Source organism: Kistimonas asteriae (assembly GCF_018263925.1).
GTDB classification, from domain to species: Bacteria; Pseudomonadota; Gammaproteobacteria; order Pseudomonadales; family Endozoicomonadaceae; genus Kistimonas; species Kistimonas asteriae.
Genome location: NZ_JAEVHF010000001.1, coordinates 366,428 through 389,913, shown reverse-complemented (window position 1 = coordinate 389,913; position 23,486 = coordinate 366,428). Strand labels below are relative to the sequence as shown.

Below are 23,486 nucleotides of genomic sequence, written 5' to 3'. Positions count from 1 at the left end.
GGATTGCTTTTTCATTATTTTGTTTTTGTTGAAGAGCCCTATGTTTCACGATTGTTAGCCATAAAAACATAATTGGAATGTTAATGATGCTTTCGTCAGTGTTTCAGACAAAATGAGATAGTATGGCCATGTTTAAAATATACGAATGACTACGTAGCTTGAATTTTTTATCAGGATATAATCGAACATTTGATAGGGGATATCATTTCACTTTGCCGTCAGCGCCACGGACCTTTATCATAACCCGGCTTTATAACGCTTCACGGAACAGGGTCGGACTACTTTTCAATGCAGTTGATACGGGGCTTTCAGAACATTCAGCCACTGCCGCAGGGCTGTGTCGCGACCATCGGTAACTTCGATGGGGTTCACCTGGGGCATCAGGATATCCTGGCTCAGGTCAGGGAGAAGGCTGCGGCGCTTAACCTACCCGCCTGCGTGGTCCTGTTTGAGCCGCAGCCCAGGGAATTCTTCACGGGGGAGCAGGCGCCTGCCCGGGTTTATACTCTGCGCGATAAACTGGAAGTGCTGGCTGCGGAAGGGGTTGATACGGTCTTGTGTCTGCCTTTCAACGAAGCGTTCCGATCCTTGACGGCGGATGAATTCATCCAGACAGTACTGGTCGATATTCTGGCAGTCCGCCACCTTGTTGTGGGTGATGATTTCCGGTTTGGTTGTGATCGTTCCGGTAACTTCGCCCGGTTAGCGTCTGCCGGTAAGACGCTGGGATTCTCTGTTGATCATACCCGTACGGTTATGATTAATGACGAACGTGTCAGCAGTACCCGTATCCGGCAGGCGTTAGCTGCGGGTGACTTCGTAGACGTCAATACGCTGCTGGGCCGTACCTATCTTATTTCCGGCAAAGTCAGCCACGGCCAGCGCCTGGGCCGTTCCATGGGTGTCCCGACCGCCAATATTGTGCTCAAGCGCAAGTCGTTACCGGTAAGAGGAGTCTTTGCCGTCAGGGTGCATGGCCTGCTGGATCAGGTGTACAACGGCGTGGCCAATGTTGGCTCCCGCCCAACCGTTGCGGGACAGGGCGCGCGACTGGAGGTACACTTGCTCGACTATCAGGGTGATCTCTATGGCCAGCGGATTCAGGTGGAATTTCTCCATAAAATCCGCGATGAGCAGTCCTTCCGGTCCATTTCCGACCTGAAAGCGGCGATTGCAGATGATATAGTTCGGGCTCGGGTGCTTTTGAACGGCCAATAGTTTTTCGCCCCAAGTAATAAATTCTCGGGAACCTTGCCGGAATGTGAGGTTCCACTATGACGGGGATTGTACTTTTTATGGTGCAATCCCCATTGCTGTTTTTGAACGGCTGCATTCCGCTTAATGTGAACACGGACTCTGTTGCAGTCAGAGCGAGCCGGAGTCCTGTACCGGACTGCCTGTGACCGATGTGATGATGTCAATGCTGGTAGATAACAGATGAGTGACTATAAACAGACGTTAAACCTGCCCCAAACCGGCTTTCCCATGAAAGCCAACCTGCCGCAGCGCGAGCCGCAGATGCTCAAGCGCTGGTATGAAATGGATCTGTACGGCGAGATTCGCAAGGCATCTGCTGGCCGGGACAAGTTTATTCTGCATGATGGCCCTCCGTATGCGAACGGCGACATTCACATCGGTCACGCGGTTAACAAGATTCTCAAGGATATTATCGTCAAGTCCCGAACCATGAGTGGTTACGACGCCCCTTATGTGCCGGGCTGGGATTGTCACGGTCTGCCCATTGAGCACAAGGTGGAGCAGAAAGTCGGCAAGGCGGGCGTCAAAGTCGACGTGAAGACCTTCCGCAAGAAATGCCGTGAGTATGCAACCAAGCAGGTCAACGGCCAGCGTGAGGATTTTAAACGCCTGGGCGTATTGGGTGAGTGGGATAACCCTTACCTGACCATGGACTACCGGTTCGAAGCTGACATCATCCGCGCCTTGGGTAAGGTGACGGAGAATGGTCATCTGCATAAGGGCTACAAGCCGGTTTACTGGAGTGTCGTGGGCGCATCCGCCCTGGCTGAAGCGGAAGTGGAATACCAGGACAAGACGTCACTGGCCATTGATGTCCGTTATCCTGTCAGCAGTGAAGCCGATGTTTTGTCTGCATTCGGTGGTGACAAGGGCGAAGGTCCAGTTTCAGTCGTGATCTGGACCACCACTCCCTGGACACTGCCTTCAAGCCAGGCCGTCACCCTGGGCGCTGAACTGGACTATGTGCTGGTGCAGTGTGATGCCGGTCTGGGTGCCGAGCGTTTGATCGTTGCACAAGGGCTGCTGGAGTCCATCATGCAGCGCTACAACGTGGAAGATTACACCGTACTGGCAACCACAACCGGCCAGACGCTGGAAAACCTGACAGTTAACCATCCTTTCTATGACAAGCAGCTGCCTATCCTGTTGGGCGATCACGTTACGCTGGATGCGGGTACCGGCTGTGTTCATACCGCGCCTGACCACGGTGTGGATGACTTTAACGTAGGCCGCAAGTATGGCCTGGGCACACTGAATTATGTTGACGACAACGGCAGCTTCCGCAGCAATGTTGAGCTGTTTGCCGGTGAGCACGTCTACAAGGTGGATCGCCATGTGGTGGAAGTCCTCATGGAAAAAGGGCGTCTGTTGCATGAGAAGTCCTTCCAGCACAGTTATCCGCACTGCTGGCGAACCAAGACTCCGCTGATTTTCCGGGCAACACCGCAGTGGTTTGTCAGCATGACCAAGAATGGTCTGCTGGAACGCGCTAAAGAAGCCATCAAGGATGTCAGCTTTACACCGGAATGGGGCCGCAACCGCATGGAAGCCATGCTGGAAGGTAGCCCGGACTGGTGTATCTCCCGTCAGCGGACCTGGGGCGTGCCCATTGCCCTGTTCATCCATAAGGACACCGAAGAGCTGCACCCGGATACGCCGGCGCTGATCGAGCAGGTAGCCCTGCGGGTCGAGAAAGAGGGGATGGACGCCTGGTTTGATCTGGAACCGTCAGAATTGCTCTCTGCTGAAGATGCAGACAATTACATCAAAGTGACGGATACGCTGGATGTCTGGTTCGATTCCGGTGTGACACACATGGCGGTACTGGATGCGCGGGATTACCTGCAATTCCCGGCGGATCTCTATCTGGAAGGTTCTGACCAGCATCGTGGCTGGTTCCAGTCTTCACTGAAGACCGGTATCGCTATTAAGAATGTACCGCCTTACAAAACCCTGCTGACCCACGGTTTCACGGTGGATGGTCAGGGGCGCAAGATGTCCAAATCCATCGGTAATGTTATTGCACCGCAGTCGGTCATGAATTCACTGGGTGCTGATGTACTGCGCCTGTGGGTCGCTGCGACAGATTACAGCGCAGAGATGACCGTTTCTGACGAGATTCTCAAGCGGAGTTCTGATACCTACCGCCGTATCCGGAATACTGCCCGGTTCCTGCTATCCAACCTGAACGGCTTTGATCCGGCGACTGATTGCGTACCTGCCGCCGAGATGCTGCCGCTGGACAGCTGGGCTGTTGATCGTGCCCTGCAGTTGCAGCAGGAGATTGTCAGCAGCTACCAGAAGTACAACTTCCTGAATGTATACCAGAAAGTACAGAACTTCTGTGCGCTGGATCTGGGCAGTTTCTACCTGGATATCATCAAGGATCGCCAGTACACCACCCAGGCGAACAGCCTTGCGCGTCGTAGCTGCCAGACTGCGATGTACCATATCGTTGAAGCGTTGGCTCGTTGGATCGCGCCGATTCTGAGCTTCACTGCCGATGAAATCTGGCAGCAGCTGCCGGGCGAGCGCAGTGCGTCCATCCACATGGAAACCTGGTATGAAGGTTTGCACGCGCTGGAGCATTCGACCATGAACCGTGAGTTCTGGCAACGGATCATGATGGCAAAAACCGCCGTCAACAAAGCGCTGGAAGAGGCACGTAGTGCTGGCGTGATTGGCAGCGGCCTGGAAGCAGAAGTGACATTGTTCGCCGATGAAGGATTGATGAAGGATCTGGCTGCACTGGACGATGAATTGCGCTTTGTGTTGATCACATCCCGTGTGGATCTCAAGCCGCTGACAGATGCATCAGAGGCTTCAGCAACGGATCTGGACGGTCTCAAGGTTGCGGTTAAAGCCTCAACCTTTGAAAAATGCGTCCGATGCTGGCACCGTCGTGAGGATGTGGGCACCAGTGAGGCACATCCGGAGCTGTGTGGCCGCTGCATTGAGAATGTTGATGGTAAAGGTGAGATTAGGCACTTTGCATAATAGCCTTGAATGGGCTGGTGCTGATCGTTAAATAGACGTACTAGAAAAACCCGCAGCATGCTGCGGGTTTTTTATGAATAGTGCTTTTGTTAGTGATTCTGATGGTTTCGTTAGGCTGGCGGACAATGATAATTGATCGCTCGGTTGTCAAAATTATATGTTACTAAACATATAGGGTGCAGAAATCGCACATGATTCGTACAGAAAATATACGTGTTCCATCTGGCTCGAATAAAGAATCTGACACTCATTCAGAATGTGTCTGTTTATCTCGCTTCAGGTATTGGCTGGCCAAAATACAGAGCAAGAGCGAGACTAATCGTTTTTATTATTGCTTATATCGTGTTGGGCATGCGATTGAAAAATTGGTTGCCTCTATTTTTGAGCGGCGAGTGACTAAGGCGTCTGTTGATACCCTAATGACAGGGAATGCAACCGAATCATGTATCGCTAGCGAATTTGATCGACAAGCCACTGTAGAGTCAATGATATCTGTCAATCAGGAGGATGTTACAACTGCTGACACGAGTGGAGGTATTCACGATCCTGCTGGTAGCCAAGTCATACTCCATTCTCAACGATTATCCTGTGAATGTCTGGACAGCATTAACAAGGAGTTACTGGATGTTAGATGGAATGGTAAGTCACTGGCACTGAGTCAAAAAGAGTTTGATCTCATGCTTGGTGCATTGGCTGAATCTGAAGTTCCAATGCTGTCAGATCAGGAGGTCGCTGAAGTCGTGATATGTTATGCCCGATTGATGCGAGTTCGTGGTCGGTTGCCACCTGAAGGCATAGGTAAGGTTTTTACAATACTGTTGGGGTCAGTCAATGTGCCATTAAAACACGCTCAGGGTAACAAAAAGCAATTTTTGGAAAAAGCTGAACAGAAAATATATAAGCAGTTGGAGAGTAATTGTCCTGAGCTATTCATTAAGCATGGCTTGAGACGCTATTCGATTGACATGCCAGGCGAAGTACAGATGATGAAGTTATTGGGCTCCAGTTTGGTTTTACTCCGAGAAGAAAAGGTCAGAAAAAGACTGATAGTATATCTGATTTGTCAGAAACAGAGTATTTCGTTAAGTAACGAGCTTTTTATGCAGGCTTTGAATGATAAGTTAATCGAGGGTGGGATGGTCGAAGCCTTAAATGGTGAAAATCTGACAAGTAAAGGGGATGTGCAAGAGTATGCAAAGATTCTGTATATAAGAATGTTTGTTATTAAAAAAGGTGTCGGTTAATTATTGGTGGTCTTTGTTTTGTGTGCGTAGTCAGTCGGGGTAAAGCTTTCTGCATTAAAAACAATCAGTGGAATGGTTTTTAATATAATATTTTTTGTGGATTCGGTTGTTGGTTTAAATTATTAAGGTTTAACTTATGATTTGTGAGATTTGATGTTTTAATGATTGTTTGTGTTTCTAACAATTAGGTTAGGTATTGCTCTAACTGTACACACCGATGTGTGTTTATTTATGGGTTTATAATTTTTCAAGTTTTAACGGTAATGTATATGGAAGGTTTACCTAGAACAACAGCAACCACGGCAACCACGGCAACGGGACATTTAGCCGCAGGAATAAGTGCTGCTGAGCTGGAATCAAGTGTTTTTAGTGACGAAGATATATACGGCCAAATCCATGCATTGCTGATTGGGGATCGAACCGTAGAGCCTGTTGAAATCGAAAGTCTTCTAACCCATTACAGCGATATCAATACGATGAATGAAGACAATTCAACGCTTTTGAATGTTGCTGCAACCCATGGGCAAAGCGCTGTTGTTGGGCTATTGATAGAGAAGGGCGCGGACATGGAGTTGGCTGATAAAAATCTCTGTACACCCCTACATAATGCCGCTATATATGGAAACACAGACGCTGTTAATCTTTTGTTTTTTTATGATGCAAATATTGAATCAGAAGGTAAATATGGTCATAGCCCATTGGGAAATTCGGCATTAAATAGTCAGCCAAAGAGCGTTGATCTCTTGATAAAGTTCGGTGTCAGGACTGATCATCTGGACCATGGTCGAAATACCGCGTTACATTTGGCGGCATCTAGTCGTGATACCGATTCTGTCAGACTTTTACTGAATGCCAATCCTGATATGATTCACAAGCTCAATGAGTTTCTCAGGACACCTTTACATAACGCTGCTAACGCCTATAGCGGTTGTGCGGGAGCTGTACCTATTCTGATAGCAGCAGGTAGTAAGATAAATCTGCGTGATTGCGATGGAAAAACACCCGTATACTTTGCATCAGCACGTGGGCATAGTGAGGCGGTGAGTCATCTGGTAACCGCCGGAGCAGATGTTAATGTAGCAAGTCAAAGATACAAGAGTTCGCCTTTATGCGAGGCTGCCACCTGGGGCTACAGTGATATTGTACGCACATTGGTGGATGCTAAAGCAGATGTCACTTTTACTGATTATGAAGGAAGACAAGCATTACATTGCGCAGCAAGGGGGTGTAGCTTGGGTTCTGAAGATCGTCGGGAGTTCGATTATGAAGAGACAGTCAAGCTCCTCGCAGATGCAGGTGCTGCTGTAAACGAGTCCGATAGCCGTGGTATGGCACCTTTACACATTGCTGCTTATGAAAACAATCTGGCAGCGTTCAAGGGTTTGGTTGAATCTCTGGCTAATGTGAATCAAGCAATAACACCAGGTTCAATCGATACTTATAGAGATTTTTCGGTTATAAAAAAAAGTGCACCTTTACATTATGCTGCTCAGCAAGGGAATTTGGAGGTAGTCAAACGGCTGTTAGAGGAAGGTGCCAACATAGATAAAACTGATGGTGGAGAAAGGACGCCTTTGTACTTTGCGATAGGGCGTCGCCCACAAATTGCCCATTTTCTTATGGATGCTGGAGCCAATATTGAGCAGGTTGAGCACTTGGGGAGAAGTCTTTTATTAGTTGCAATTATGGACCTAAGAGCGACCTTGGAGGGGTATACAGATTCGGATGCAGAGGCATTGAAAGAAATTATCAGGAGAATGATAAGGTCTGGTGCTGATCTGGATAAAATAGTTCCAGGCTCCCGATACTCATCGCCTAGAGCTATGCTTGAGGAAATCTTTGCAAATGATGAACAGCAATATAGATCATTCATAGATTTGAAGCCTGTTGAACCTTACAAGCGAGGCTGGCATTCGTGTTTCTCATTGCAGAGTCAGATCAGTCATGTTGTTCGCGGTGCTTTACACAAACGATTAGATATTGATCAATTACCTATCGCGCCTTCTCTTCAACAATTTGTACGTTCAAGATGTATTACTGATACCAGTGCATCATCAAGTGATAGTGTCTCTCAACCTTTGATTGTAATAAACCAAGAAAATCAGGCCTCTTAGCTATGATGAATACTTAAAGACACCACAGATAATATGTCGTAAATACTAGGGCATGACTAAAGGTTGCTGGTCTGGTGTAAGGGGCTTCATGCCGTAGGGAGTCCCTCGTTTTATCGGGTAACGTTTAACGAGTATTACCAACAAATCTTGTCGAATTTACCCGTTTCACGTGTATGAGCTAGCTTTGCATTTTCATCGAACGTCTAGTGTCTATTTCTATGTATTCTTATATCCAGGTTAGGGTATCGTGGACGTTAAGAAATGGCGCCTGTTCAAGTCTAACGCTTTACAAGTCAGTTTCTGAGATGGACCTTGAAGCCTGTCAGAGAAAGAGCAGATAGTATCATTCATTCTTCGCACAAAGACTGTACATCCACCGCCTTTGGCTTGAGAATACCGGCCTATTGCCTTCACTTCCGTTATTGATAACAGGATGAATACTGCTCAATGACTGCTCTGCATTCGTCTCGCTCATATCCCATGCTGCGCTGGCTCTGGCTATCCGTGGTCGTCATCGTTTTGGATCAGCTCAGTAAGTATTATTTCAATAATCACTTCTCACTGTATGAGCAGGTGCCCGTTACGCCATTTTTCAGTTTTACGCTGGCTTATAACACGGGGGCGGCATTCAGTTTTCTCAGTGACGCTTCTGGCTGGCAGCGCTGGTTTTTTGTCTCCATAGCATTGATTGTCAGTGTGGTGCTGGTGATCTGGATGAAGCGGTTACGATCTGATGAAAAACTCCAGGCTGTGGCCCTGGCGTTGATTCTTGGGGGGGCGCTGGGCAATGTCTGGGACCGGATTGCGTTGGGACATGTGGTGGATTTCCTGCTGTTTTATTACGATCGCTACTATTTCCCAGCCTTTAATCTGGCAGATTCTGCTATTACACTGGGCGCTGGTTTACTGATCCTGGATATGTTTATCCACCCCCAACCGACAGATACCGATAAGGACAGGCAGAACACATGACAACCCCGGTGATTACAGCCGGCAGCAAGGTGACCATGCACTTTGCGCTGAAGCTTGAGAGTGGTGAAGTGGTTGACAGCACCTTTACGGGGAAGCCTGCTTCGTTTGTGGTAGGTGACGGCAATCTGCCTGGCGCCTTTGAGGCTCTCTTCACTGGTATGAAAGAAGGTGATGGTGAGACGTTCACGGTCGCACCGGAGCATGCGTTTGGCCAGCCAAATCCCCAGAATGTTCAGATGTTGCCCCGAAGCCAGTTTGATCCTGAGATGGCGCTATCTGAAGGGCTGGTGGTTTCGTTTGCCGACAAATCGGGTTCAGAGTTGCCGGGTGTTGTCACAGATTTTGATGATGAGCGGGTCACGATTGATTTCAATCATCCTCTGGCGGGCAAGCATCTGATGTTTCAGGTGGAAATCCTGGAAGTGCTTGACGCCGATTAAGCTGCACAGTCGCCTGAAGTCATTTTCGGGCGATGTTTCCGGATGGCTGTCTCACATCTTTTCGCTCAAAACGCTGTCAAGTATGGCGGTATTTTGTCGCTTTCTGCATGCCCGTTTCAATTCATACCGCTTATCAGGCCTCTTATAGCGTTAATCTTGGTATAAGCCTGTTTTGATTCTATTCCTTTCTGGTCGTTCTAGATTATTAATGAGAGATAACGAGTAGGGACAGTTTGTGGCAACAGTTATGGATGGCTGTTGCAAACAGTGATATCAAGGACGAACTATGCCAGACGGTGCATACCGCCCGCCAGCGGCGATGGCTGGTTTCAGCCTCATTGAAAATTTGGTAACGCTGTTCATTCTGACGGTAGGCTTGCTCGGTCTTGCCGGTTTACAGGCGACCTCACTTCGTATCAATCATCAGGCTTTTTCTCAACACAAGGCGGTTAGTCTGGCCATTAATATTGCCGACAGGATGCGGGCGAACCCAGAAGGTGTTAATGGTAATTTTTATTCATTGATAACAACAGGATTTACGCAGGTGTCCCGTTGTTACACCGCATCCGGCTGTACGGCGCAGGAAATGGCCAGAAATGATATCTGGGAATGGAACCAACTGATTGAGAACAATCTTCCCGGTGGTTTGGGGCTTGTCTGCAGGGATGGTACACCCGCAGATGGCGGTACTGGTTTTGCCAGTACAGCGGCGACTTCTATTGCCAGCCAGGTTGTTAATCTGGCTTCTACGCAGCCTGGTACGACGCCTGCCATACAGGCCCAAGCAGCACAGGCTGAAGCCCTGGCTCAGCAGGCCGAGGCTGCTTCACTGGCGGGTAATGCCGCTAATGCTGCAGATTTGGCGAGACAATCCGCTGAACAATCCGAGCAGGTTCTGAATGCATTGTTTCCAGCTGGCGTAGCTGCGAATCCGATGGCTCAGACGATTGCAGCTCAGGCACAACGGGCGATCAACAGTTCGAATACTGCGACTAATGTTGCCGGTGCGGCAGATGCGCAAGCGGCTATCACAGCGGCTTGTAGTAATGATGGTTCGGTCTACAGCATCTGGATTGTCTGGGATACGAATAACGACGGTACGCTCGATAACCCGTTCGCATTCGATATCAACGGGGATTTAAGTTACATGATGACGTTCGAACCATAAATTTCAGTGTGATTGGATTTCGACATTCAATGGACGATAAAACCTTAAAAGCATCCGATGAGTATTGCGCTATGGCTCTGAGCAGACAGCAAGGCTCCAGCCTTGTAGAAGTGATGGTTTCACTGTTGCTCGGTGCCATTATGCTGCTGGGCGCTGTGCAGATACTGGTTAACAGTAAACGGGATTTCCTGATCAGGGATGCCATGAGCAGTGTGGAAGAGGCTGGGAATTTTACCTTTGATCTCATTGGTGGTGATTTGAGGGTGGCCGGTTATAAAGGCTGTGTGAGTAAACGTGATACCGCGTTTGACAACTTGATCACTTCAAGCGGGACGGTTTTTCAGCCAGAGCGGGGAATTCAGGGCTGGGAGGCGAGTGGAACCGCGTATTCGGACACGTTGACGCCTGCCTCCTGGGGGAGCTTAAGTGCCCAGTCCTCGGCGAGCTGGACAACAACAAGCGGTGCCCAAGCGAATAATATGCCTCCTACAAGCAGTACGGCAGCGAGAGGGTCGGATATCATTAGAATCTGGGGTATTGAACCGTATGTCTTCAATATTACCAGTGCGACGGCTACCAGTTTAACCGTGGATGGTACTTCAACCATCGGGTTTCCTGAGGCTGGCGGTGCCGCAGATGCGAATGACAGAATTCTGATTGTCAGTGATTGTGAAAAGACACTTATCGTCAAGGCAACCAATTTCAATCGCACTACAGGCGTCATTACCTTGGGAGGTAATGGTGGTGGAACATCACAACTGACTTCCATGAGAAATATGGAGGCCGTGATCATACGGGGTGTTCAGTACTATATTGGCAAAAGAGACAGTACAGCCAGCAATCATCCATCTTTATATCGTAAACGCATTAAGGCTGATGGCACGCTTGATGATGCAGAAGAGCTGGTGGAAGGCATTGCCAACATGCAGATTGTTTATGGTGAAACGACCGGTACAACCAGTCAGATAGCTGCCAGTCGCTATGTCACAGCGGATAAGGTGACAGACTGGAGTCGTGTCGTCAGTGTCAGAATGTGGCTGCTGGTTGAAACAACCAATGATTTCATTGTGAGTGCCGCGAGCCAAGATTATAGCTATATCGGCAAAACCTACACACCGACGGATCGGCGATTCCGACGGGAGATGTCGATGACCATCAACCTGCGTAATCGAACGCTGGGGGCCATGCCATGGATGTAGGCAGGCATGAATCTGGCAGTGCCCTGATTATGGCATTGATCACGTTGCTGGTGCTCACGCTGCTCGGTACGACCAGCCTGGATAATGCCATCATGGAGCAGCGCATGGCCCGTGGCAATGTGGACCATGAAACGGCGTTCCAGAATGCGGAGCTGGGATTGCGATCCATAGAGAACCGCCTGCTGGACTACTCATCATTTGCCACACTGGAAAGTGAGTTGACAGGCGAGGGCGTCTATTATTCCAGTCTGTCGTCCAATTACCTGAATACCAGCTTTTGGGCCAGTGTGCCGGTTTACGCCAATGGGCAGGTGCTCACTGGCAGTGATGCGAATATCGTGGATCAGGCGGGTCTGGGTATTACCATGATAATCATCGAGTATATTAAGGAAGTGAATAATTCGCTGGGCGTAGGAAGTTCTTCCAGCTCAAAAATCTATTATTTCCGGGTGACTTCGCTGGGTACTGATACGACGTATACCGTTGCCAATGCCAATGCTGGTGACCGTCCCAGAACATTGACCATGGTGCAAAGTATCCTGGCGGTTAGGCTGACTCCCTGATATTCAATGATCGATTTGTTGAGAAGGTGATCGGGTAGCTCAGAAGAAGCGAATTATGAAAAATGTGGCGTTTGTAGGAAAAGCCACTCTATATTTGTTGAATATACGATAGTTAAAGGAATCGTCGTATTCCGCCGGAATACTGCGGGATGCGAACTGGATAAAGCAGAAAGGATTCGGGATATGATACTAGCTGCAATACAACATGCCAGGCGGTATTTATACCTCTCTGTGAGTGGGGTTCTTTTCTCCGGATATGTATCTGCCACAGGTTTGATGATTGCACAGAAACCATTATTTCTGGTGGAGGCGTCTGCCTCTAATGTCATTATGATGCTGGATGATTCTGGTTCGATGAACTGGCGCAAACTATGGCAACCTGCCTGGAATCTGTGTGCTTACCGCAATGATGGAAGTAATTCTTTTTCGCCAACTAAGGCGCCATTTCAAACACAAGATAATGTGTGTTTTTATGAAGATCCTAATTATCGGGGCACAGAAAGATGTTATGCCAATGATGAAACGTTTTTACCTAATGTCGAGACCCGGTCATTTCGGCTTAGACCCGGTTTTGGAATACGTGCATATCGTGGAACAAATCATACTGGGGGGGACTGGGGTTCAGGTCGGAATAACCCTGGTACTAGTGAATTTATTCGCTCCTTTGAATTATATCGAACGACTGAAAATGTAGCTAACGCAGCGTGTGGCGCTTTTAATAATACATCAATTAGTAGTAGAGCCTCAGAGAATCAAGATCAGGGTTTTGATCATTTCGTAGGCGATTCTAGCGGTAATGTTGGTGACTGGCGGGGGTATACGCCTGATATGGAAGCCAGCTTTTATGACGCAACGGTAACCTATACGCCTTGGGCTGATATGTCGGATGCGGATTTCAGGGCAGCACGTAATCATCCCCTGCCAGGTATTCGGGATTTTAATCATCCGGCGGGTTCGATGAATTATTCGGCGATTGTCGATCTTGTTGACAGATTTTATGTTGTTGCTGAGGATACGGCGGGTTTTACCGGGAACAGGCCGCGTCGTTACAGTCAGATTAATTATGAAAGAGTCCCGAATGGACAGATTGACTGGTGGGATGATCACACAATCTTCCAATTACGTGCAGACAGGGTACGTTCATGGCGGGTCACGTTTGAATATCGGGATGGCCCCTTAGGGCCGGAAGTGATACAGCGTATTGAGCAAAACGCAGATATCACCGACCCGGCTGCAGTGGCAGAACGTCAGCAAAACTATGCGAACTGGCATCAATATTACCGAAATCGCATGTTCAGTGTTGTTGCTTCTGCAACCAAGATCGTGGACTCATTTCCCAGTGTTCGTTATGCCCTGGGTTATATCAACCAGAGCAACCTTATTGTTGATTTTCCAGATACCCAGTTTGGTAATGCGAAACATAATGAAAAGATTATCGCTCAGTTGATTAAAAGAAGTCGAGGGGATGGAGGGACTCCGTTACCGAAGGCATTACATCGAGCGGGTCAATCTTATCGACGAACCGGCACTGGTGCGCCAATCATCAGTGAATGCCAGCTCAATTATACGATGCTTTTGACCGATGGGGAATGGTTTGGAGAAGAACGTGCTGTCGGTGATACTGATTATGATAAGCGCGTCGGATGGGTGTCTGATGTGGCCCTGTACCATTATGAGAATGACCTTCGTACAGACCTTGCTGATGAAGTGCCGCTGGGTGATAACAATACAAACAAAAAACAGCATATGAGCACGATAGGTATTACTTTTGGTCAGATTGGTAAACAGGTCGATACGGATGATGATGGTTGGCCCAATCCCCCTTTGAAAGTGAAAGATGATTGGGGCGCAAACAAATTTGATGACCTTTGGCATGCGAGTTTTAATTCCGGCGGCGCTTATTTTTCAGCCAGAAATTATTTCTCGCTGTTAAGGCAGCTTAACGACGTTTTCCAAAATATTATTAACGTTACTAGCTCTGTTGCACAGTTAGCCATAGGCTCAACTTCACTGCAGACGGATCGGCGTATTTTTCAGGCACGTTTTGACTCCCAGGACTGGGCGGGTGATCTGGTAGCCATTCATATCGATGGTGATGGCAAAGTAGTGAAAAACCCCGATGGAACCATGCGAACCGACTGGTCTGCTAAAAGCCGTTTGGCGGCGTTGGGGAGTAGTGGGCACTCACGCCGCGTGATTATTACCAGAAAGCGTACGGCAGGTAGCACAACCGAAGGTAGCCCATTTACCAATGCTGCCGGAAACACAGCGCTTTATGATGCCTTGCGAGTAAGTAGTAGTCGCCAGGTTCCGGTGAACTTGAGCACCAGTACGGCGTCTTCCGATGCATATCGTCATGAGGTGTTGAATTACATCCGGGGTAGTCAGACCTTTGAAGGAGAAAATGGTTTCAGGCAGAGGTCCAGTCGGATGGGGGATGTTGTTAATTCATCCCCGGTCTATGTTGGATACCCTAATTTCCAATACCCGGATGCTATTGCTTCCGGCAGCTTGTATTCTGATTTCAAGAAAACCCATAAGGGTAGAAGCCCTATGGTGTATGTCGGTGCGAATGACGGCATGGTGCATGGCTTTGATGCAGCGACAGGTGATGAAAAACTGGGTTATGTGTCACCGATATTGTTTCCGAATTTGCATGAATTAGTCCTTCCGCACTATCCCCATCGCTTTTATGTGGATGCTAACCCCAATGCCGTAGATGCCTATTTTTACACGAATAGTGGCAGAACGGAGGGGGATTGGAAAACGGTTCTGATTGGAGGGTTAGGTGCCGGCGGTAAAGCCATTTATGCCCTGGATGTGACGGATCCATCTCAGTTTACTGAAGCTAATGCAAAGAAAATTGCTTTGTGGGAATTTACCCCTGACGATGATGATGACATGGGTTATACCTTTGGTAAACCCATGGTGACCAAGCTGGCGAGCGGTGACTGGGTGGCAATTTTTGGTAATGGTTATAACAGTACGGAAGGGAATGCCGATGCTAGCGGCGAGGCGGTGCTTTATGTCGTCGATATCAGAAATGGCAATCTAATTAAAAAAATCAGTACCAAATCAGGTAATAAAACCAATCCGAATGGACTTTCATCGATTGCAGCCGTTGATGTCGATGGTGATTTTGTTACTGATTATGTTTATGCCGGTGACTTGAATGGTGATCTTTGGAAGTTTGATTTTAAAAATAGAAATTCAAGTAACTGGGAAGTCGCTTTTGGTAATAGTGGGAGACCAAGGCCATTATTCAGTGCGGGCTCATCCAGACCGATAACATCCACACCAACCATTGGCAGACATCCTAATAAGGGGTATTTGGTTTATTTTGGTACCGGACGTTATTTCGCAGAAGGGGATAATGCCAGAAAAGGACAGAGCACACAGAGTGTGTATGCAATCTGGGATAAAAATGATGGCAGTAGTGTGACTTCTACCGTTAAGGATGATGATCTGCTTGAGCAGAAAATCACGACGGAATTTGAAGTCGAAGTTAACTCAAAGGATGTTGCTCTGCGCCAGACTACAGCGAATGCCATTGATTGGGATACCCATAAAGGCTGGAAAATGGAGTTGATATTGCAGCAGAGTGGTATCACCAACTTTAATAATGGCGAGCGCGTTATAGCGCAGGCCGCCCTTCGGAATGGCAATGTTATTTTCTTGACACAGATGCCAACAGGGGGGTTGTGTGAATCGGGTGGCGATAGCTGGATTATGGAAGTCAATGCCTATTCAGGCGCCCGTCTGGAGGAAAATGTCTTTGATGTAAATGATGATGGTGAATTTGATGAAAAGGATAGCTCCTACAGTAGTTTAGGCATGACGCTGAATCCATCAGATCCCAATTACCCGACTGATAATATCGTCGCTACAGGGATTAAGAATGAGGGTATTGTCCAGCAGCCGACCATCATTCCCTGTCAGAGTTCGGAATGTAAATTAATGAGTGGTGCTGGCGGTAGTATCAATACCATTCATGAAAACGATGGGCAACAGACAACAGGACGACAATCCTGGCGTCAGATTTTATTGGAGGAGTGATCATGAGACCATTAATGATGGCACTGATGTTGACTATGCTCCCGGTTTTTACGTGGGCCGCTACATTGAATTATAAAGGCTCTGGGCGCATTGATAAGCTGGACTTCCAAACAGCGAAAATTACGATCAATAGCAAAGAATATTCCATGGATCCTTACTCTTTCAAGGCAGTAATTGATGGGCATGAAATACAGCTTCAGTTCCTAAAGGAAGGGTTTATGGTGAAGTTCTATACGAATAAATCGGGCTATGTTGGACGTGTTGAGCTTATGGGTAGCCCACAGTTCAAGCGACAGTTAATGAAGCATTGAGTCATAGCGCTGAAGTAACGGCGTATTTACTGTCATGTGGGAATGGAGAATCCCGTGGGAATGAATAGAGGCTACACACTCATAGAACTGCTTGTCGTCATGATGATCATCGGAATTTTGACGGCGATAGCGTTTCCAGCCTACAACAGCTATGTGCGCACTGCCAGTCGCTCTGACGCCCATATCACCATACAGAATGTGGCGGTTCTGCAAGAACGTTGGATGGCACAATTCAATCGTTATACGGATAGTGTGTCTGATCTTTTGGGGGCTGGCGCCACAAGTTCGGCGGAATCGCATTACACAATCAAAATTGTGCACAGTCAATTGGATAGTGGTGATGATTGCGCAGCCGCTACGACGCCCGCGTCACCAAACCGGCGACAATATACGATTATTGCAACGCCGTTGTCGACTTCTCAGCAGGCGGATGCTGACTGTACCTGTATTTTTATGACGGATGTCGGTTTCCGGGGTTCCTCCGGCGCAAGAACTGATCCCGCAGACTGCTGGTAGCGCTATCCTGTCGCAAAGCTGCACTAGACTTTATAGAGTACAGCACTAAACAGGTTTGCCAGGGGGCCGGTTCATGAGGTTTGAGCCGTATGAATGAAGTACCATCAGACATTGAATCTTATGAACGATTGATTCTGGATTCATCTTCGCTCGCTATCCTTCAGATTCTGGAAGGCTGTATTACCTATGCCAATCCAGAAGCACGGGAGCTATTTGCGGGCGATAAAGACGCAGTACTTGATGGCCAAGTCATTGATGGCCGTTTGGTGTGTGAAAATGTGGATCTGAAAATGATCCTGGATGATGTTTTGGCTAAAAATGCTGTCGGTGAACAGAAGAATTGCATGGTTGTGGACGCTGGCGGTAATCAACTCCCCGTACAGCTTGCCATTATGCCGTTACTGCATCAAAAGCAGGGATTGCTTCGAATCATTGTCGAAAAGTTGACGGAAACTTCGTTAAAAACCAATGAGAAAGTTGACTCTGAGCAACAAATAAAGCCTGACGCTGTTCCACCTGAGCCTGCAATAGAAACACCCAAAGAACAAAAACGGGTAAAAACCAGCAGTGCAAAAAGCCCTGTTATAGTGAGAAAGGCTTTGGCCAATGCGGCTAAAGGAAAGCTGGTTACACTCCTGAGTATTCGTCTCGAAAACCACGAACAGCTTGAGCTTGCACTGGGAGAAAATAATATTCACCGAATTGCCAATGACATCATTGATAAATTTAAAAGCGTGCTTGGTAAAGAGGTATTGCTTGAAAATTCACTCCCTTCTCTCTTTCATATCCTGGTCGGCACTCAGAATCAGGCAAAGTTGAAGCAGGTGGCTGATAATTTGTCCCGTGCTATGGACGAGCTGGTCATAGAAGTCTCAGAGCAGGTGGTTCAGGTGGCAACCGCAATCAGTATTCTCCCCGTTGATAAAGAGAGTGATGCTGAATTGCTGCAGTCCAGGATAGAGAAAACCCTGGCAAGGGCCGCTGAGAAAGGCCTGAATCACTGGCATCTTTTTGACAGTAAGGAAGAATTGGCGGAATTGGCCTGTCAGGGCGATGCATCAGCATTGGTTCGATATGCCTTGGATAATGGGCAATTCAAACTACTTTATCAGCCGGTTATCAGTTTGACGGGGGACAAAGAAGAGCATTATGCCGTGCTACTGCGAATTGTTGATCCCAGTGGCAAAGAGGTGGTTGCTGGGCAATTTGCAGGTGAAGTAGACAGAATTGCCCTAGGTGCCAAGATGGATCGTTGGGTAATCCTGCAGAGTATCAAACAGCTGGTCATCCACAGAAAGAAGGTGCGTAAAAAGGCACATTTGTTTATCCACCTGAGTTCTGCTTCATTGCAGGATAAAACATTGTTGCCTTGGGTCTTGGGTGTTTTACAGAAAATACCTGTTGGCGCTGATTCACTGGTCTTTCAATTCTCAGAAAAAAACGCCATGCGATATCGGGAAGACATACAGCGTTTACTTCAGGGTGCGAAGAAAGTTGGATTTAGGACATCATTGTGTGACTTTGGGCTTAGTATGAAACCCTTGAAGACGGCAGAGGAGCTATCCACCGACTATGTCCGTCTGGATGCTACATTGACGAATAACATGGAAGACGACAAAGCACAGGAAGAGAATGTTTCTGAGATGATTAAGGCTCTTACCAAATTGAACAGAAAGACCATTGCTGTGCCAGTGGAAAACCCGAATGCACTCAGTGCTTTCTGGCGTACACAGGTTGATTATGTCCAGGGCTTCTTTGTACAGCAGCCCAAGCCGGACATGGACTATGATTTTTCCATGGACGAATGAGCTGCTTTTAAGCAAACCGCTTCTACTTATTCTGCCAAATCACTTTCCGGACCATCCAGATCCAGTTTCTTGAGACGATAACGTAGCGCACGGAATGTAATCCCCAACTTTTTGGCCGCTGCAGTTCTGTTCCAGCGGGTGCTTTCCAGTGTTTGTATGATGACCTGTTTCTCAAGGTCTTCCAGGTAACTTTCCAGGTTGTCGACCTCCCCTGTATCACTGATAGTAGATTGTGGTCCAGTGGGAGGGACGGATGATTGAATCTGTAAGTCCTCTAACGTGATTGTGTCGTCTTCGCACAACGTAAAGGCGCGCTCAAGAATATTCTCAAGCTCACGTACATTACCGGGGAACTGATACTTGGCAAGATGGATTTGTGCCTCGTCTGATAACGTGACGTCTGGTAAATCGCAGTCCTGGCTCAGTTTGTGGAGGAAGTGCTGAGTCAGCAGGTGAACATCCTTGCCTCGCTCTCTCAGCGGTGGCACCAGTAGTTCAATGACATTAATGCGGTAGAACAGGTCTTGCCTGAAGCGTCCTTCTTGCACCTCCAGTCCGAGGTCTTTGTGGGTGGCGCTCAGGATTCTCACATCAACAGGAATTTCCTGTTGACTGCCTACCGGTCGAATACTCTTTTCCTGGATGGCCCTGAGTAGCTTGACTTGCATATGGAGGGGCAGGTCGGCGACTTCATCCAGAAACAGCGTGCCACCATCGGCGGCCTGAAACAGACCGGGCTTATCACTGACGGCGCCTGTAAAGCTGCCTTTCTTATGCCCGAAAAATTCACTTTCCATCAGTTCTGCCGGTATGGCACCGCAGTTGACGGGCACAAAGGCGTGGCTACTGCGTGGCCCCTGCTCATGGATCATGCGGGCGACGACCTCTTTACCGGTGCCAGACTCACCACTGATGTAGACAGGCGCCTGACTTCTTGCCAGTTTGCGAATCGTCTTCTTGAGCTGCAGCATGACACCGGATTCACCCAGAAGCTGCATCTTGTCGCCGGTACTGACCTCTGCTGAGGTGCTTACTTTCATGGCGTTTTGTATCAGTTCTCTCAGCCTTGAGAGGTCTACCGGTTTGGAAACAAAGTCAAAAGCACCGGCTTTCAGGGCCTGTATGGCGGTGTCCATGGAGCCATAAGCGGTGATCACAGCAACAGGTGTTTGCGGCATCGTACGCTGGATATGGGCAACCAGGTCAATCCCATTGCCATCCGGCAGGTTCATGTCCGTCAGGCAAAGGTCATAATGGCACTGGTTAAGGCGTTCATGCGCTTCGTTGATTGTCGCCACGGCGTTGGTCGTTAGCTTCATGCGTCCCAGCGTGATTTCGAGCAATTCCCTGATATCGGGCTCATCATCAACGATTAATACATTGGTATGGGTCATCATCGTCAGCTTATTAGTTTTTTCGGGTGAGCGAACGAGATATGGAAGACACTGCCCCGCTCTTTTTGGTATGGCAACAGCCCCAGACTGGCCTGGTTGATTTCACAGAGTTCCCTGCAGATATAGAGGCCTAGACCTGTGCCTTTTTTATCGGTGGTATAAAAGGGTTCAAAGACGGATTCTGTGAATTCATCGGGAATACCAGCTCCAAAATCTTCAACTTCCAGCCAGGGATGCTCGGACGCGCTGATTCCCGCCCGAAGAATCAGACTGGGTTTACCGGCATGTTGCAGACTGTACCGTAAGCCGTTCTGGCAGAGGTTATGCAGCACTTGTTGTAACTGGGAAAGGTCGACATTGACGGTTATCTGTGCTTCCGGCATTTCCAGTTGAATATCGGGTGTTTCAATATCCTGGAAATGTTCGGTATCAATAAACTCCCTTAGCCACGCATTCAAGGATACAGGTTCAGGGTGTATGCCCTGCTTACGCGAGAGTTGCAGGATGTTATTGATAATGCCATTTACGCGTTTGCAATGTTTGTGAATGATGGTCAGCAGACGCTGATCCATGTCATTCATCGTATCGGATTCAGCCAGTAGCTGGGCTGAGTGGCTGATAGCGCCCAGTGGGTTTCGGATCTCGTGGGCAATACTGGCAGTGAGTTGGCCCAGTGAAGCGAGCTTCAGCCGCTGAGCTTCTTGTGACAGCGCGGCTTTATCATCCAGAAATACCAGAACGTAGTGGGTCTGCTCGAATGACTGTCGGCTAAAGTTCGGCAGTATTTCCGGTGAGCCGGGTGAGCTGTTGAAACTGTTTGGCCGCAGGTGGGGATTGGCCAGCCATTGCTGATAACTGGCCATCAGGGATGGCGAAAGGGCATCCAGCTGCCCCTTGGTATCGTCTGTTGATAGCAGGTACTGGGCAGACTCGTTCATCATCACAATGGTATCCGGCTCCTGCAGCACGAGGATACCTGTACGCATACGCTGGATGATACTGGTGCTTAGTCGTTCCAGGTTGAAGGCTCGGGTTCTGCTAAGGCGTTCAGCCAGGGCAGAGGACTGCAAACGGGTCCGGACGCTTTGGACAAACAACGCGGTGGCAAAAAACAGCAGACCGCTGAGACCTGCATCCACATGTTGAGAGACTCGCCCCAACAATGCGTGATGGATATCAATGCTCAGCAGGAACAAGGTGGCTATTGCTGACAGTAATATTCCCAAACGTCCTTTCAGCAGAATATTGCCGATCACGATTGGGACAAAGTAAAGATTCGCCAGCCCGTTGTCCTCAAACCCCACCATGTGCATCAGAACGCTGAGCATCATGATGTCCAGTGTGATGACAAAGAAGGTATAGGTTGTCCCCGGTTGGTTACGGAAGGTCAGGACAAGCCACAGGACAAAGTTGACGGTCAGGTAAAGGTTCAGGTACCAGCCCACTTCACGCTGGGGGACATAACTGAATAACCATTCTGCTACGGGCGTGAGCGACAGCCCCAAAAGAATCATACCCAGCAGGCAGCGGTAAAGGTTGTAGAGCCTGAGCAGCCGATATCGGCTTCCCCAGTCGAAGAGTGGTGTTTCTGACTGATGAAATAGCGTCGACCAGTCTACTTTTTCCCGCAGTGCCTGGCCGGCTGGCTCGCTATGCTGCAACGACGCCCCCGAAAACTTCTATTCTGTTATTAGGGTTGATTGTACACATGTCGTTGTGATGCAGGGAAGTTTCACGGAAAATACCCTGCCTTTCTAGTCCGTTAGTCAGAGGTTTACATGGCACCGACGCTGCGTGTCGTATTAGCACAACTCAATTTGCTGGTGGGTGATATTGAAGGCAACGCCCGCAAGGTCATCGAATGCGCGCAAAAGGCCCGCAGTGAACATCAGGCGGATATTATCGTTTTCCCGGAGCTGACATTGTGCGGTTATCCCCCGGAAGACCTTTTGTTACGTGAAAGCCTGGCATTGCGGATTGAAAAGGCGCTTGAGCAGCTGTCGGCGGTCAGCGGCATCGATATGGTTCTGGGACTGCCGGCAATGGGCGACAACGGTCTGGAGAATCAGGCTGTCGTAATCCGTGATGGAAAGATTATCTGCCGTCATGCCAAGCGCCATTTGCCGAATTATCAGGTCTTTGATGAAAAGCGGTATTTTATACCAGGCACTGGTTATGGGGTGTTTGAGTGCCAGGGCGTCAAGATCGGCCTGACGGTGTGTGAAGATATCTGGTTCCCGGATCCGGCTGCCGATGTCAAAGCTGCCGGCGCCCAGCTGATCATGAATCTGAATGCCTCCCCGTTTCACCTCCACAAGCATGACTATCGTCTGGATGTTGTCAGCCAGCGTGCACGTGAAACCGGATTGCCAGTCGTGTATGTGAACCAGGTGGGCGGCCAGGATGAGCTGGTCTTTGACGGTGGTTCCTTTGTTATGAATCCGGACGCTTCCCTGGCCATGACGGCAATCAGTCATGAAGAGTCTCTATCCCTGGCAGAGTTTGATATTGCCAGTGGCCAGTTTCTCCAGGGTGAGTCCCACGACAGTAAAATTCTGGAAGCCCGGGTATATGACAGCCTCGTTCTGGGCGTCAGGGATTATGTGAGCAAGAATGGCTTTAAGGGCGTCGTGCTGGGTTTGTCCGGGGGGATTGATTCCGCCCTGGTGCTGGCCATTGCGGTTGATGCCCTGGGCAGTGATCGTGTAGAGGCTGTTATGATGCCGTTTCGTTACACCTCCCAGATGAGTCTTGATGATGCGGAGGCAGAAGCCAAAACCCTGGGGGTTGATTACAAAATCTTGCCTATTGAACCCATGTTCAATGGTTTTATGGAGACGCTGAAAGAGGAATTCGAAGGCACAGTTCGGGATACCACAGAGGAAAACCTGCAATCCCGTTGTCGCGGTGTATTGCTTATGGCGATTTCCAACAAGAAAGGCTATCTCGTCCTGACCACTGGCAACAAGAGTGAAATGGCGGTGGGTTATGCGACGTTGTATGGCGATATGGCCGGCGGTTTTGATGTCCTCAAGGATGTGCCTAAAACGCTGGTGTATCGTCTGGCCCGTTACCGTAATAGTTTGTCACCAGCCATTCCTCAGCGGGTTATTGACCGTCCACCGTCAGCAGAGCTGGCACCGGATCAGGTGGATGAAGACAGTCTGCCGCCATACGACGACCTGGACAGAATCCTGGAATTTTATATTGAGCAGGATCGTAGTGCGGAGTATATCACCGCGCAGGGATATGATCGGGAAACTGTCTATCGGGTGCTGAGGCTGGTTGATATTAATGAATACAAACGACGTCAGGCGCCTGTAGGGGTGCGCATTACACCGCGGGGGTTTGGGCGTGATCGTCGTTACCCCATCACATCTGGCTGGAAGCCCGGCATCTAACTTTGCGATAGCACATAAAAAACGGCAGCGTCCTAAGACGCTGCCG

The 23,486-nt window shown here is 48.7% G+C and carries 16 protein-coding genes; 14 read left to right on the top strand and 2 right to left on the bottom strand.

Annotated elements, in window-relative coordinates:
• Positions 1 to 288: 288 nt before the first annotated feature.
• The 13 genes from ribF to KHS78_RS01740 all read left to right on the top strand — a co-directional run bounded on the left by ribF (position 289) and on the right by KHS78_RS01740 (position 18,645).
• On the top strand, positions 289 to 1,218 hold the full coding sequence (gene ribF / locus KHS78_RS01800; protein WP_211824586.1) for a bifunctional riboflavin kinase/FAD synthetase: 930 nt from the start codon (positions 289 to 291) through the stop codon (positions 1,216 to 1,218).
• 219 nt (positions 1,219 to 1,437) lie between these two features.
• Positions 1,438 to 4,254: an isoleucine--tRNA ligase gene (ileS, locus tag KHS78_RS01795; protein WP_211824585.1), complete on the top strand. Its 2,817-nt coding sequence runs from the start codon at positions 1,438 to 1,440 to the stop codon at positions 4,252 to 4,254.
• Between the two features lie 191 nt (positions 4,255 to 4,445).
• Entirely contained in the window at positions 4,446 to 5,498 is a 1,053-nt protein-coding gene (locus tag KHS78_RS01790) for a hypothetical protein (protein WP_211824584.1), read from the top strand.
• A 269-nt stretch (positions 5,499 to 5,767) separates the two neighbouring features.
• Positions 5,768 to 7,612, top strand: coding sequence for an ankyrin repeat domain-containing protein (locus tag KHS78_RS01785; protein ID WP_211824583.1), 1,845 nt, complete (start codon positions 5,768 to 5,770; stop codon positions 7,610 to 7,612).
• A 447-nt stretch (positions 7,613 to 8,059) separates the two neighbouring features.
• Positions 8,060 to 8,584: a signal peptidase II gene (lspA, locus tag KHS78_RS01780; RefSeq protein WP_211824582.1), complete on the top strand. Its 525-nt coding sequence runs from the start codon at positions 8,060 to 8,062 to the stop codon at positions 8,582 to 8,584.
• Entirely contained in the window at positions 8,581 to 9,024 is a 444-nt protein-coding gene (gene fkpB, locus KHS78_RS01775; protein ID WP_211824581.1) for an FKBP-type peptidyl-prolyl cis-trans isomerase, read from the top strand. The genes lspA and fkpB overlap by 4 nt, the downstream gene beginning before the upstream one ends.
• A 286-nt stretch (positions 9,025 to 9,310) precedes the next feature.
• Entirely contained in the window at positions 9,311 to 10,192 is an 882-nt protein-coding gene (gene pilV, locus KHS78_RS01770) for a type IV pilus modification protein PilV (protein WP_211824580.1), read from the top strand.
• A 29-nt stretch (positions 10,193 to 10,221) separates the two neighbouring features.
• Complete coding sequence (locus KHS78_RS01765; RefSeq protein ID WP_211824579.1) at positions 10,222 to 11,391, top strand: PilW family protein; 1,170 nt, start codon at positions 10,222 to 10,224, stop codon at positions 11,389 to 11,391.
• Positions 11,382 to 11,954 carry a pilus assembly PilX family protein gene (locus KHS78_RS01760; RefSeq protein WP_211824578.1) on the top strand — a complete coding sequence of 191 codons (573 nt, stop codon included), beginning with the start codon at positions 11,382 to 11,384 and terminating at the stop codon, positions 11,952 to 11,954. Before KHS78_RS01765 ends, KHS78_RS01760 begins: the two co-directional genes overlap by 10 nt.
• Positions 11,955 to 12,137: 183 nt before the next feature.
• Entirely contained in the window at positions 12,138 to 16,010 is a 3,873-nt protein-coding gene (locus KHS78_RS01755) for a pilus assembly protein (RefSeq protein WP_211824577.1), read from the top strand.
• Positions 16,011 to 16,012: 2 nt separating this feature from the next.
• Positions 16,013 to 16,321, top strand: a complete 309-nt coding sequence (locus KHS78_RS01750; RefSeq protein WP_211824576.1) for a hypothetical protein — start codon at positions 16,013 to 16,015, stop codon at positions 16,319 to 16,321.
• 60 nt (positions 16,322 to 16,381) lie between these two features.
• Complete coding sequence (locus KHS78_RS01745) at positions 16,382 to 16,837, top strand: type IV pilin protein (RefSeq protein WP_211824575.1); 456 nt, start codon at positions 16,382 to 16,384, stop codon at positions 16,835 to 16,837.
• A gap of 89 nt (positions 16,838 to 16,926) precedes the next feature.
• On the top strand, positions 16,927 to 18,645 hold the full coding sequence (locus tag KHS78_RS01740) for an EAL domain-containing protein (RefSeq protein ID WP_211824574.1): 1,719 nt from the start codon (positions 16,927 to 16,929) through the stop codon (positions 18,643 to 18,645).
• A 26-nt stretch (positions 18,646 to 18,671) separates the two neighbouring features.
• Here the strand turns inward: KHS78_RS01740 and KHS78_RS01735 are convergent, their stop codons facing one another.
• The gene (locus KHS78_RS01735) at positions 18,672 to 20,039 is read right to left on the bottom strand and encodes a sigma-54-dependent transcriptional regulator (RefSeq protein ID WP_246505984.1); all 1,368 of its coding nucleotides are present in this window, start codon (positions 20,037 to 20,039) and stop codon (positions 18,672 to 18,674) included.
• Positions 20,040 to 20,044: 5 nt separating this feature from the next.
• Positions 20,045 to 21,700 carry a sensor histidine kinase gene (locus KHS78_RS01730; RefSeq protein ID WP_211824572.1) on the bottom strand — a complete coding sequence of 552 codons (1,656 nt, stop codon included), beginning with the start codon at positions 21,698 to 21,700 and terminating at the stop codon, positions 20,045 to 20,047.
• 117 nt (positions 21,701 to 21,817) lie between these two features.
• On the opposite strand from KHS78_RS01730, the gene KHS78_RS01725 reads away from it, so the two are divergent.
• Positions 21,818 to 23,440 (top strand): NAD+ synthase, encoded by a 1,623-nt coding sequence (locus KHS78_RS01725; protein ID WP_211824571.1) that lies wholly within the window; start codon positions 21,818 to 21,820, stop codon positions 23,438 to 23,440.
• The last annotated feature ends 46 nt before the right edge of the window (positions 23,441 to 23,486 follow it).